10 protein-coding genes are annotated in these 13,624 nt (G+C 52.6%); 5 read left to right on the forward strand and 5 right to left on the reverse strand.

All coding sequences use genetic code 11. From position 1 onward, the window contains the following. The first annotated feature begins 203 nt into the window (after positions 1–203). The 4 genes from HJG54_RS33895 to HJG54_RS33910 all read left to right on the forward strand — a co-directional run bounded on the left by HJG54_RS33895 (position 204) and on the right by HJG54_RS33910 (position 7,199). Positions 204–2,354 carry a CHASE3 domain-containing protein gene (locus HJG54_RS33895; RefSeq protein ID WP_316436335.1) on the forward strand — a complete coding sequence of 717 codons (2,151 nt, stop codon included), beginning with the start codon at positions 204–206 and terminating at the stop codon, positions 2,352–2,354. Further along, positions 2,347–3,861, forward strand: coding sequence for a sensor histidine kinase (locus HJG54_RS33900; protein WP_316436336.1), 1,515 nt, complete (start codon positions 2,347–2,349; stop codon positions 3,859–3,861). Before HJG54_RS33895 ends, HJG54_RS33900 begins: the two co-directional genes overlap by 8 nt. Before the next feature lie 71 nt (positions 3,862–3,932). Then, the gene (locus HJG54_RS33905) at positions 3,933–4,385 is read left to right on the forward strand and encodes a response regulator (protein ID WP_316436337.1); all 453 of its coding nucleotides are present in this window, start codon (positions 3,933–3,935) and stop codon (positions 4,383–4,385) included. 828 nt (positions 4,386–5,213) lie between these two features. Beyond that, a complete protein-coding gene (locus tag HJG54_RS33910; protein WP_316436338.1) occupies positions 5,214–7,199 on the forward strand; it encodes a response regulator in 1,986 nt (661 codons plus the stop codon). A 72-nt stretch (positions 7,200–7,271) separates the two neighbouring features. Here the strand turns inward: HJG54_RS33910 and HJG54_RS33915 are convergent, their stop codons facing one another. Beyond that, a complete protein-coding gene (locus tag HJG54_RS33915) occupies positions 7,272–7,595 on the reverse strand; it encodes a hypothetical protein (protein WP_316436339.1) in 324 nt (107 codons plus the stop codon). Positions 7,596–7,812: 217 nt separating this feature from the next. Beyond that, on the reverse strand, positions 7,813–10,518 hold the full coding sequence (locus HJG54_RS33920) for a CHAT domain-containing tetratricopeptide repeat protein (RefSeq protein ID WP_316436341.1): 2,706 nt from the start codon (positions 10,516–10,518) through the stop codon (positions 7,813–7,815). 499 nt (positions 10,519–11,017) lie between these two features. Between HJG54_RS33920 and HJG54_RS33925 the strand changes: the two genes are divergently transcribed. Further along, complete coding sequence (locus HJG54_RS33925; RefSeq protein ID WP_316436342.1) at positions 11,018–11,287, forward strand: hypothetical protein; 270 nt, start codon at positions 11,018–11,020, stop codon at positions 11,285–11,287. Between the two features lie 59 nt (positions 11,288–11,346). Here HJG54_RS33925 and HJG54_RS33930 read toward each other — a convergent pair whose 3' ends face one another. From HJG54_RS33930 to HJG54_RS33940, 3 genes are all read right to left on the reverse strand, one after another. Next, positions 11,347–11,574: a hypothetical protein gene (locus HJG54_RS33930; protein WP_316436343.1), complete on the reverse strand. Its 228-nt coding sequence runs from the start codon at positions 11,572–11,574 to the stop codon at positions 11,347–11,349. 112 nt (positions 11,575–11,686) lie between these two features. Then, on the reverse strand, positions 11,687–12,877 hold the full coding sequence (locus tag HJG54_RS33935) for an MFS transporter (protein ID WP_316436344.1): 1,191 nt from the start codon (positions 12,875–12,877) through the stop codon (positions 11,687–11,689). Continuing rightward, positions 12,874–13,545 carry an HAD family hydrolase gene (locus HJG54_RS33940; protein ID WP_316436345.1) on the reverse strand — a complete coding sequence of 224 codons (672 nt, stop codon included), beginning with the start codon at positions 13,543–13,545 and terminating at the stop codon, positions 12,874–12,876. The genes HJG54_RS33935 and HJG54_RS33940 overlap by 4 nt, the downstream gene beginning before the upstream one ends. Between the last annotated feature and the right edge of the window lie 79 nt (positions 13,546–13,624).

Genomic DNA, 13,624 nt, shown 5'->3' on the forward strand with positions numbered 1-13,624 from the left:
ATTGGGCAGGGTCCGTAACTCAAAACTCAAAACTCAAAACTAAGAACTGGTATTACAAGCCGCAGACGATGCTGGTGGACGGTGAGAATAAGCAAGAGGGTTCAAAGTTCCCGACTTATGGGAGATGTAGGAGGCAGGGGCAAGAGGCAAACCTGACAAAACACAGTACCCTAGAAATGCCCCTCTCAGGTGAGGTTTAGGGCATGGTTCTATTACTTCCCCGCTCGGTGACTCTGGGCTTAGGCTCGGCTTTGGCGCTGCTGTTGGTGAATGCGGCGGTCTCGTATCGCAACACGCAAGCCCTGTTTGACAATGAGCAGCAAGTCAACGAGACCTATCGGGTGTTGAGCCAATTGGAACAAACCCTGTCTACCCTCAAGGATGCCGAAACTGGTGGGCGGGGTTATGTAATAACCGGCAAAGAGAATTACCTCGAACCGTATCGGGATGCGGTGACTCGCATAAATCAGCAGCTAGAGGGATTGCGTCAGCTCACTAGCGATGATCCACTCCAGCAGCAGCGGCTGCAAGCCCTAGAGCAGGAGGTGGAAACCAAGCTCGATTATCTGCAAACCCAGATCGAGATTCGGCGGAACCAAGGCTTAGAGGCGGCGATTCAGTTCACGAACCAAACCGAGCGCGGCAGGGAGTTGATGGATCAGGTGCGGCAGCAGGTGGCGGTGATGCAGGCTGAGGAAAACCAGCGCTTACAGCAGCGCCAGCAGCAATCAGCCAGAATGTTGAGTTTGGTGCTGGCGACCTTTGCGGTCGTGAATGGCCTAGGTGTGTTGCTGATTGGAGTAATTTATTATCTGCTGCGTCGAGATGCCTGGCGACGGCAACGAGAGGCCAAACAAAGTGAGGGACTGTTTCGGCAGTTGGAAGCAGAACGCAACCAACTGCGGGAGAGTGAACAAAGGCTGCACCGGGTGATTTTAGAAGCGCCGCTGCCTCTGATTTTGCATACCGAGGGCGGCGAAGTGGTACAGATCAACCGCATGTGGACCGAGCTTTCGGGTTACACTCAGGCGGATATGCCGACTGTAGACGACTGGATCAATCTGGCCTATCGCCGTGAGCAACGCCCAGTCCAAGCCAGCATCCGCGCCAAAATTAACACCCTCTACCAAGTTGACCAGCGGGTCGAAGAAGGCGAAATTGCAATTATCACCGCTCGCGGAGAGCAGCGGATTTGGGAGTTCTTTTCTGCCCCAATTGGCAATTTACCCGATGGCCGTCGCTTAGTGATTACTGCCGCCCTTGACATTACCGATCGCAAACAGGCCGAAGCCGCCCTGCGAGAACTCAACACCACCCTAGAGCAGCGTGTCGCTGACCGCACTGCCGAACTTCAGGACGCCAACGACGCCCTCAAAGCCTTTACCTACTCGGTTTCCCATGACCTGCGGGCACCCCTGCGCACCCTGCAAGGCTTCACCCAAGCGCTGCAAGAAGACTGTGCCGACCAAATCGATGAACTGGGGCAGAGCTACATCGACTACATCATGGAAGGTGCCCAACAAATGGACACCCTGATTTCCGATTTGCTAGCCTACAGCCGCCTCAGTCGCGTCGAAATCAACCTCTATCCCGTAGACCTGGATGCAGCCCTCAGCGAAGTTTTGCAACAGCTTTCGCAATCGATCCAAGCCCACCATGCCCAAATCCACATCCATTCCCCGCTTCCCCCCGTCCAAGCTCACCGCACTACCCTCATCCAAGTCCTGACCAACCTGCTCAGCAACGCCCTCAAATTTGTACCTGCCGACGTAACTCCAAAGATAGAGATCTGGGCAGAAGCCTTAGCCAATCAGGAGAGAGAGGAAACAGGCGACAGGAGGCAAAATGAGAGCAATCAGCGGTCAGGGGTCAGGCTTCCCAGAGCGTCAGCCGACGGGAGTCAGGCTTCCCAGAGCGTCAGCCGACGGGAGCCAGGCTTCCCAGAGCGTCAGCCGACGGGAGCCAGGAGCCAGGCTTCCCCACCTCCCTCGTTCGGCGAGGCTCACGAGCCGCCATCTTCCTCGTTCGGCGAGGCTCACGGGTCGCCATCTCCCCTCGTTCGGCGAGGCTCACGAGCCGCATCTCCCCCACCCCCTACCCTGATACGCTTATGGGTGAAAGACAACGGTATCGGCATTGCACCAGAACATCAAGAGCGGATCTTTCGCGTGTTTGAACGGCTGCATGGCGTTGAATCCTACCCCGGTACGGGCATCGGTTTGGCGATTGTGCGTAAAGGGCTAGAGCGCATGGGCGGTCAGGCAGGAGTGGAGTCGCAGCTTGGTGAGGGCAGTCGCTTCTGGATTGCATTGCCTGGGGCCGTTCTCTCGTCGAATGGTGTAGGTGATGACTGAAACATTAAAGCAAGATCAGGTTATACGCATATTAATTGTGGATGACAACCCCTCCGATCGGGTGTTGATTATCCGCGAGTTGCAGCAGCAGTTTCCTCGATTAGAAGCGCAAGAGATTCGAGATCAGGAGAGTTTTGACCGGGCAATGGCGGCCAATGCGTTTAATTTAGTAATTACTGACTATCAGATCCGCTGGAACAATGGGCTGGAGGTGCTGCGGATGGTGAAGGCTCGCTATCCCTACTGTCCGGTGATTATGTTCACCAACACAGGCAGCGAAGAAATTGCGGTCGAGGCAATGAAAACCGGACTCGATGACTATGTGTTGAAGGAGCCAAGTCGGCGGGTGCGGCTCTCGGCAGCGGTGCAGGTGGCGCTAGAGCGGTCGGCTCGCGAGCGGCAGGCGGCCAAGTTGGAAATTCGCTTGCAGAGCTTGTTGAATCAACTGCGGGTGGGGGTGTTTCGGGCTAATGCCCAGGGGCAACTGCTGGAGTGTAATCCGTCGTTTTTAGAGCTATTGGGCTACGATTCCCTCAGCCAAGCCCAAGCGGAAAATAGCCTTGATCTGCAAGCACGCTATGCCCAGCTCAGCCAACTGCCGCCGCCCCAGCGCGATGATTGGGAGGTGCGATTGCGCCGCAGCGATGGCTCGTTTGTCTGGACCTTGATCAGCACAACGCTGAATCGCTTCGATAGTGAAACTGTCCTGGATGGCCTAATCGAAGACATCAGTAGCCGCAAACAGGCCGAACTAGAAGTGCAGCGCCTCAATCTGTCCTTAGAACAGCGGGTTCAGGAACGTACCGCCCAGCTCGCTGCCGCTAACCAAGCCCTAGAAGAATTTGCCTATTCCGTTTCCCATGACCTGCGGGAACCTCTGCGGGCGATTCAGGGCTTTAGTTCTCTGCTGCTCGAAGAAACCAGCCAACAGCTCGACAACCGCAGTTTGGGCCATTTGCAGCGGATTCTGGAAAGCAGCCGCTATGCCGATCGCTTAATTCAAGATTTGCTCACCTACAGCCAGCTCAGCCGTGTGGATGTGCCGGTCCAGCCGCTGAACCTGACGGCATTGGTGATGGAGGTAGCCGAGCAGCTACAGCCACAAATCCAGCAGCGGCAGGCGGTTGTCAACCTGCTGGAACCCTTGGGCGAGGTGCTGGCGAACCGAACGATTTTGATGCAGGTGCTGACCAATCTATTAACTAATGCGCTGAAGTTTGTGCCTTTAGACGTAGTGCCGCAGATCACAATTAAGGCGGAAATATTGGCTGGTTCCGTTAAGCTGTGGGTAGAAGATAACGGTATTGGGATTAATTCTGAGGCGCAGAGCCGTATATTTAATGTATTTGAGCGGCTACATGGTAGTGAAAGTTACCCTGGTACGGGCATTGGTCTAGCGATTGTGCGTAAGGGCGTGGAACGGATGGGCGGCCAAGTCGGTGTCGAGTCGCAGCTCGGTGAAGGCAGCCGCTTCTGGATTCAGTTGCCCAGTGTAGAAGAGACATAACTTCAGCAGAAGCATATAGGGAGCACCCGTAAGGAGCATCAGTGACATGAGCAAGGGCAGGGAGTAAGGGTATGAGTGACGAGCAGGAAATCATTTTGCTGGTGGAGGATAACCCCAAGGATGTGCTGCTAATTCAGCGGGCGATTCGTCGCGCCGAGGTCAAGATTGGTGTGCAAGTTGTCAACGATGGCGATAGCGCTGTGGCCTACCTGGCCGGAGAAGGAGCCTATCAAGACCGGATGCTACATCCGCTGCCCATCCTGGTTCTGCTCGACCTCAAGCTACCGCGCCGATCGGGGGCGGAAGTGCTGCTGTGGTTACGCCAACAGCCGGCTCTCAAACGTCTGCCCGTTGTTGTGCTGACCGCCTCCAGAGAATATGCCGACATCAACCATGTCTATGACCTGGGGGCCAACGCCTACATGGTGAAACCCTTCGCGTTTGATGACTTAGTCCAAATTGTCCATACGCTTAACCTGCACTGGATCGTCCTGAATGAAAAACCGCACCTCCGCTCAAATTGAGAGCCTGTACAGCATTTTGTGGCAATCCGATTGTCTCGGCTTCATCTCTCACCTGCGCATCAACGGCGAGCGGTCAAGATGCCCGCATTGCATCTACCGTTTAACCGGGTTGATCTACTTGTTGATCTACTTAGAGACTGCTTGTAAATGAATTTTAAGAGGCTAGAATCGACTTCACATCTGATCCTCCCTAACCCTCCTTATTTAAGGAGGGAACCGAGTCAAATCTCTGAAGTCCCCCTTTTTAAGGGGGATTTAGGGGGATCTCAATCTTTGTTTACAACAAGCGAGTCAAATCTCTGAAGTCCCCCTTTTTAAGGGGGATTTAGGGGGATCTCAATCTTTGTTTACAAACAAGCTCTTAAAATGTGATCCTGCACTTTGACAGAGCATACTGTAAATCTATCTAGGGGGAGATGTAGTTTAAGTTATGATCCTAAATTTTAAGGAAAGCTCTGAAATGGGAGAACAGCTGATCCGAAAAGTCTGATTGATCAGCCCTCATTCCTAGAAGGGCAATTTGCGTCAGCGCACTGCTCCACCAAAACTATCGTCTGTACAACTCCTATTCGGCTTCCTTATACATATAGTGCCTGCATAATGCCTGTACAATATCAAGATATAGAATTGTGGTTATGGTCTTTAATTATTATGTTGATTTTTCAATCAATACAATAATGTTTCAAATAGTATTCTAAGCAATATTCCAAACTCTGATTTCCAAAGAAAGTTTCAAGCCAAATTTCACAGTCTTCATCGCCCTTTTGGCTCATACCTCCTGATTCCTAACTCCTAATCTTTGTCTTCTTCCCTCTCATCTCTTCTCCCATGCTCCACCTGCTGCTAATCGACGACAACCCCCAAGACCGGACGCTCATCGTGCGCGAACTGGAGCGGGCGTTTGCCGAGTTGACAATTACTGAAGTGGGTCAGCCGGAGATGCTAGAGCAGGCGATTACCGCAGGCCGGTTTGACCTAACAATTACCGACTATTTGCTGCGCTGGAGCGATGGACTGACGGTTTTGCGGACCCTCAAGGCACGCTATCCGGAACGTCCGGTGATTATGTTTACCAACAGCGGCTCCCAGGAAATTGCCGTTGAAGCAATGAAATCGGGACTGGATGACTACATCATTAAATCGCCTAGTCACTATGTGCGCCTACCGGCGGCGATTCGTTTGGCACTGGAGCGGGCTTCTATACGGCGTCAACTGGCCGGAGTCGAAGCACGGCTGCAAACCCTCACCAATCGGTTAGAAGTTGGGGTGTATCGCCTCACCTCCGAAGGAGCGCTGATCGATGCCAATCCTGCTTTTTTGCGCCTGCTGGGTCTGAGTGCATTGACGCAAGTGCCAGCCAATCAGAGCTTAGCGACCTATTTTGCTCCACCAGACTATCGGCTTTTGTTGTCTCAACTCCAGCAAAATGGCAGTATGCGCGACCGCGAATTCCAGATCCGGCAGGCCAATGGCAATTTGATCTGGGTCCGCCTCAGCAAAACCGTCACCGAAGTTGACGGCATCCAGGTAATTGACGGCCTGATCGAAGATATTTCTGCCCGCAAGCAAATCGAGTTGGAAAATCAGCAGCTTTATCTGGAAGCGCGACGAGCCAACCAACTCAAGGATGAATTTTTAGCAATTGTCTCTCACGAACTGCGGACGCCTCTCAACGCCATACTGGGCTGGGCCAACATCCTCAAAACACAGCAGCCTAGTCCTGAAACGATTCGCAAAGCTCTCGATGTGATCGAACGAAATGCCCGTCTGCAAACCAAACTGATCAACGATATTCTCGATATCTCGCGCATCACCCGAAATCAGCTCTCTCTGAATCGCCAGCCCGTTGATTTAATTCCAGTCCTGCAATCCGCCATTGATGACATCCAGCCCAGCGCTAACGCCAAATCCATTCAAATCATCACCGAATTCGACTCCACCACCGGTCAAGTCCTGGGCGATCCAGAACGGCTAGAACAAGTTATCTGGAACGTATTATCGAATGCCGTTAAGTTCACTACCGATAACGGAAAAATTACTATTAAGTTGGAACGAGTCGGGGCAGGAGCCAGGAGCCAGAATACTCCCCCATCTCCCTCGTTCGGCGAGGCTCACGAGCCGCCATCCCCTCGCTCATCCTACGCTCAAATCACCATCAGCGACACCGGCAAGGGCATCAGCCCCGAATTCCTGCCCCATGTGTTTGATCGGTTCCGGCAGGCGGATGGCTCTAGGACTAGGGCGCACGGTGGCTTGGGATTGGGGTTGGCGATTGCGCAGCATTTGGTGGAGATGCATGACGGGATCATTCAGGTCAGCAGCGAGGGATTGGACAAGGGAGCCACGTTTACAATTTGTCTGCCGCTGATTGATCCGGTGCCGGTGCCAGCCATTGGAAGTGGAGTGACATTAAACGATGATCAACTCCTGAAGGGATTGACCATTCTCACAGTCGATGATGAAGAAGATACGGTCGAGTTAACGCAGTTCATGCTGCAAAGTTACGGTGCTGAGGTGACTGTTGCCTATTCAGCTAAAGATGCCCTGGAGCAGTTGCGTAACAGCTCGGTGGATGTACCCATTGATTTATTGATTAGTGATATTGGCATGCCTAACGCCGATGGTTACTGGTTAATTCGCCAAGTGCGTGCCCTGCCAGGACCAATTGGCCAAATTCCGGCAATTGCTCTGACTGCCTATGTGCGCGAGGAAGAACAAGCCCAAATCGCTGCGGCTGATTTTCAAGCGCATGTCTCTAAACCTGTTGATCCAACCGAACTGTTGGAGGCGATCCGCAAAGTAGCACAGCGGTAAGGAATGGCGCGCTGAGAAAAGCAGACCGCAGAGATGCACAAGTATCTGCCTTCTCCTGCCTTTTTCTGGCTCCTATGCTTTCGGCCTAATTTGCCGTGCCAAGTCGCGGTAGTAATCCATCTCTTTGCTATTTGTATTTCGGTTAGATCGCGACCGACTTGGACGTTCTGAAGTTGGCGTGGGGCTGGGTTTGGTTTCTGGCGTTGGGGTCGCAATTGTTGGATTGGGTTGACTGGGCGATTGGCTGGTAGGCTCTGCATCGAGGAAGTAGCCTTCGCGGTCGTATCCCAGCAGAGTGCTGAACAATTGCCAGAGGCGACTAAACTGCTGGCTCAAGAAGTGCCAAATCTGCCCAAAGACGGCAATAAAACGGATCCAAGCGTTGCGTATTAGCATGGCTCTATGTGTAGCTTTATCTACAGCTTTATCTACAGCTTTATCTATGGCCCTATTCAAAACTTGATATCCCCCTGACGATATGCGATCAGAGGGAGAGTTCGCTATGACTAAACTATGGGGAATTATGTGGTCGAATTCTACCCCTCGCACCTAGCTGTCATTATCTGCCCGTCAATAGAGCTTGACCTCTCTCGCAGGATGGGTTTGGGTTGCCCTACAGCCAGTTGCCAATCAAGATGAAGGGTGCCCAATAGGCTGGGCGGGCGGTTGTTCCGCCGGCGCGAATCACTTCAATTTGGGCTTTTTGCAGAGCAGCGGCGCGGCTGTCGGTGCTGTTTTTGAGGTAGCCATAGAATTGGGCAGCAATTTTGGCGGTGGTGGCATCGTCGGCAAACCAGAGAGAGGCTAGGGCGCTTTTAGCACCGGCCTGAATGGCAACGCCCGCTAGCCCCAAGGCGGCTCGGTCATCTCCGGTGGCGGTTTGGCATGCTGTTAAGGCGAGCAGTTCGATCCGGTCGCGGTATTTGGCTGCCCGCAGCAGTTGATCCAATTCAGTAATGGTTAACTTTTGGGCATTGCCGGTCACCAGGAAGGTATCTTCGGGTTCGGTGCCAAACTCGCCGTGGGTAGCGATATGCACGACTGGATAGGCTTCTTGTTCTAGCTCTTGCTTGATCCGCTCGCGAGTAAACTCCTGATCGAGGAGGGGCTTGCTGCCCGGAAGCTGGCGTTCCACCTCGCTAATTTCGCCAGCAACGTTGTCCAGGCTCGAAAAGGAGCGGGTGTCTATGGTTGTAGACTGGGTTAGCCCAAGGGCCAGAGCTTTGAGATTTTCGCGTTCTAGCGGTTTGGCGTCGGTGAGGGTCAAGCTTGGCGTCGTGGCAATGGCGTAGGTTTCGACTAGGAATTGTTGTGTCTTGGCGTTGTAAAGCGCTGCCATCGGTACACTGCGGAGAATGCCATCCTGAATAAACACCAAGGTGCTGATCTGCGCTTGTTCTAGTGTATCGGCAAAGGGAGCCACGATCCAGTCGTAGAGGGTTTCGGCATATCGTGGATCAAAGACTTTATAATCGCGTTCTAGTTCACGCCGATATTCGTTAATTGTGTTGCTGATAGTATCCTGCTCAAGTTCAATCCAATGGATCTGCTGTTTACCTTGTGGTAGGCTAACGATAATTGCAGTGCGGTCAGTTAAAATCACGGAATTAAATACGGCAGTATTTTGATCTGCTCCTAGATTGGCAACTGTTGCTTGGGTGGGGGCAACCACAATGCAGTTATCGCCAAAGTAATTTTGTAGTTCCGCCAGTTTTAGCGAATCTAGCGTTTCCAGTGCTTGGGAAACATTTGCCTGCTGCTGGAGGGAGGTTGGCGCAGATTGGGTGCCGCCCTGCTCTAGCCGTAGAGCGACCAACTCTCGATAGAGCGGATCAATTGTGTCCCGAAAGTCATATTGGAGATCGCGATTGGCTGAGAGGAGGTCACCACGAATCGTCTCTAGGGTGGCGATGGCGCGTTCGTAGGCGGTGATGGCGGCTTCCTGCCGCTTCTGGGCCTGCAAAATTCGCCCGGTTTGCCACTCCCACAGATAGAGGCTATCCTTTGCCAGCAAGTCTTGATCTGCGGCCCAACGCGCTTTCTGAGTCAGGTTCAGCGCCTGAGTGTAGTTGGTTTGGCATTCATAGAGATGTCCTAATTCACCTAACCCAAACGATTCAGCCCGTCGATCACCAATCCGTTGGCTAATCTCTATCGCCTGTTGCAAAAGCTGGGCCGCCTCTGGTGCTACCGCCTCTGCTAAACACTGGAGCGGAGAAACCCGTTGAGTAACTGTGCTTGGCTGCAACAGATGCGCTAGATCGATTGCGGCGTAGGCTTTTGTTTGTGAATCGGGTAGGGTCTGCCACAGTTGGAGGGCTTGCTGCACGGCAGCCTTGGCTGCATCAGGTTGATCGGTACGGTAGAAGGGGGCAACCGAACTCAGTAAGACCCGCAGTTGACTAGAGGTTGGACTGGAACTTCGGCCAGAATCCGACTCGGCTAAAATCAACCCCTGCTGAAAATAGCTCAATGCCTGCCGATCGGCTTGCTGTCCGATTTGCCGTCGCTGGGTTGCTTCCTGCCGATCGCCCCGTTGTTCTGCTGAGTTGGCGCGCCGATAGCTAAGCTGGGCTAGACTCACATGGGCATTGCCGAGGCTATTCAAGGTGGCGAGTCGATAGGTAGGTTGTTCAAGCGTTTCGACGACCGCTAGCGCCTGCTGCAAAACCTGAATCGCTCGATTGTAATCCCCAATCAGCCGATAGGCTTCACCCAAACTGCCCAGGGCCGCCGCTGTTCCGATGTCGTCGTTGTTTTGTTGGGCCAGTGCTACGGCACTGTTGACACTGCACGTTGTTCCATCGCCACACAACAGGGCAATAGCCTGTCGATTTTGTCCTAACCGACTTAGAGCCTGGGCCTGCTCGGTCAGCATTCGGCCCGCCTGCTGGAGATGGCCGAGCTGCCGATAGATATCTACTGCCTGCTGCCAATAGGTGAGTGCCTCAGAAACCTGGCCGATCTGCTGATGGGCGCGAGCCAGATTTTCCAGCACAATGGCTGCCTGCTCAAGCTGTTGGCTGTCTTGATAGATTGACAGAGCCGCCTGCCAGAGCGGAAGCGCAGCGGCAATATCTCCTGCCTGATAGCGCTCGACGCCTTGCTGTACTAACTGCTGTGCTGATTGCTGGGTTGATTGCTGGAGTACTGGATTGGGAGCTGTCTGGGCCAATCCTGCTGGTCCTACAGGTGCTGGCCATTCACTGAGCCATTGAACTGACTGAGGAGCAGGTATCAAACTGAACAGCAGAAAGCCAAACAAAACCAAGACCGCAAAGCGCAGTGATTTGAAGATAGGACGGCATCGATTCCCCATGATCGCTCCAGTGTCTCTAGCTAATAGACGCCAGCCCTAAGGTTTGAGTCTGGGCCGCGTTCACTGATTTTTTCCAATAGCGTACCAGACCGATCCAGGTGTCAGTCCCATACCCACCGAATTTATTTACAGTTTCTATTTGCAGGTCTCATTTGCAGGTTTCGGCAAGCGATGCTTCCAGCTTGGCAAAGCAACTGGACGCAAATCGGCAAGCAGATTGGCAGAAAGCCTGCATGAGTTCGGCAGTAGGTTTCTTTACTCTGATATCAAGCTCAATTCATTCAATCCAGGAATAGCCCTATGTGCCGCATATTCTTTGTTCATCTAATTGATGCTCTGTTGGCTGTGGGTGGAGTAATAGCGATCAGCACGGTGGATGCAGCACCGCTCATGGTTGAAGGGAGCAGCGTTCAGCCAGTTCATTCTGCGGCTAATTGCTGGGTATGGGTGGGAGCACTAATGGCTGAGTTACCGGAATCAGCACCAGAGGAGAAAAGCAATGAGCGACCCAAAAAATACAATCAAGATCGAAGTCAGGGAACCTGGTTTTCAAGTTGTGCAGGAATCTACTATTAAATATGAAAAAATTTCGGAGAAGCAGCCGGAAGAGAAAACAGAACCGAACGTCTTAGGAATGATTCTGTGGATTTATGCCATCCTAGTGGCCCTGCTACTGTTACTGCCGCCAGTGGACCCAACGGTCAGCCCAGGCGACCAGATACGGTTCCATAGGCTGCCGGTGGAGCCAATGGCTGAGTCGCAGCCCTAGTATGTTCACTTGAAGTATGTTCACCCGAAGTATGTTCGCCTGAAAGCAAAACAGTACACCTAAGGCTGATCAACATCTGCCTGGCTAGAGTCATCACCGTGGGGCAAGATTGACTGGTCCGCGTCCATAGTGCGGGATGGAACATTCAAATGCTTTCTAGCCATATCTTCTGCCAGCATTTGATCGTTCTGGTTTTCAAACTGACTTTCGTCCAGCAAGTGGTCGCGGCGGGCTGCTTCGTCCCGAGTGGGCGGTGCTCCGTTTTTCCAGCGATATTTAAAATCCATAATTGCCAATTCGATCGATGGGATCGCATCTAAAATTTACTGGATTTATCGTAATTGACAACGGCTAAGGCTGCCTCTGCCTATGGGTAAAGCTAGAGCTAATCCCTTGGGTTTAAACCTCTCGCAGAGGAGCATGGTTGACTAGCCAGCGGTGCAGGATTAGCATTACCACTGCGAGCGGAACCATGAACATAGGAATGACTTCCAGGCTGATTTGATTTGCTAGCCAACCTACGGTTGTGGGAATACTGACGGCTCCGATACTGCCAACGCTGGTTAAAAAGCCAATTGCTGCCGGAACGAATGCCGATGGAACGCGGCGCGGCATCAGCCAGATCGTGGTAGGGAAAATCGCTGCCAGGGAAAATCCAATCAATGGTAGACTCCAGAGTTGATTAGGAAAGAGCCACCAAATCAACAGGCCAACCGTGAGTAGGGTAAGAGAGCTGTTAATCAGCCGAATTGCGCCCATCTGCTTCATCAATTGCCCCATACTCAATCGGCCCAACGTCAATCCGAACCAGTAGGCTGTGATACTATAGCCTGCTACGGCGACGGGGGTATTGCGACTCATGGTTTGAACAGTATAGGCCCAATTTCCTAGCGACACTTCGGTCCCCACATAGACCAGCAGCAGTAAGCCTGCAACCAACACAATCGGTTCTTGCAACGCCAGACGAAGATTGGTTACTGCACTTTGATCAGAGATTGGTGCTGATGAATGCATAATTGGATGCGCTTGAGAAACGACCCAAAGCATACCGATTACTAACAGGCCAACAATCCCAGCAAACACCCAATACACCGACCGCCAACTCACGCCCATCGTCAGCAGGGTCGTGGCAATGGCTGGTCCTGAAAGCGCTCCAATCCCGTAGAAAGCATGCAGCAATCCCATCAAATTAGCACTGCGCTGATTGTGCGCCATATAAGTATTGATGCCGGCATCGACTAGCCCAATTCCCAGTCCTAATAGCGTGCCTGTAATTACCATGACAGTCCAATATGGGGTTGCAGCATAGATGCACAAGGCGCTCGTGATACTGACAGCGGCCAGCAAAATCATCCGTGCTAACCCGATGCGATGACTCAGTAAACTGCTGGTAAGGGCCGCGACGACATAACCGCTGATTTGACTGAAGAAGAGCGCGGTAACTGTTGCGGTGGTCAGATTGTAGGTCGCTAAGATCGAGGGCAACAGCACTCCTAAGCCACTCTCGGCAACCGCGATGGCAATAAAGGCGTAAAACGCTAGAGCTACGCCAATCCAGGTTGGAGCAGAATGGCGCTTGATTGGCTTCATAGATCTCTCCCTATATTGCTCCCTATATTGCTCTCTAGAATGCGCACGTCAATCCAGCGCATACCGGCCCGCTGAGCGGCCTCCAGCCCCAGATCGCTATCTTCATAGACAATGCAGTCGGAGGGCGCAACTCCCATCCGTTCAGCCGCCAGCAGAAATAGATCTGGCTCAGGTTTGCCCGCTGCGACATCGTTGAGCGTGACGATGGTATCAAACAGCGAACGCAGCCCAATTGCTTCGATAGTGGATTCGACAACCGATTTTTGCCCATTTGAGGCCACGGCCATTGGCACTTTGCCATAGTTTGCCTCAGCGATGGCAGCCACAGCGGGTACGGCTTGTACTTGATGGATCAGGCGGGCAAACTGCTGCTGTCGTTCTGCTTCGAGTTTCTGCTCGTCAATGGCGTGACCAAAGGTTTGATTGAACGCTTTTGCAAACGCGGCTGCGGTTAAGCCAGTACGTTCGTAGTACCAGTCCTGGGCTAACACAGCTCCAAATTTGCCTAAGGCAGCCTGCCATACCTGAAAATGTACAGGTAGGGTGTGGGCGAGCGTCCCGTCACAGTCAAAAATCAGCGCCGTATAGGGAGATTGGGGAGCAATCCGCGGATCGAGCGGATGTTGATTAATCCTAGGCAGTGCCAAATTTACGGGTTGGGGTGACATAAACTAATCTCTAACGTCAACTCTCTAACATCAATATCTCTATGCTAATTTGTTTGTTAGATAAACAAATTAACAGATG

The sequence above is a fragment of the Leptolyngbya sp. NK1-12 genome (genome assembly GCF_032598965.1).
In the GTDB taxonomy this organism is placed as follows: Bacteria; Cyanobacteriota; Cyanobacteriia; order Elainellales; family Elainellaceae; genus Elainella.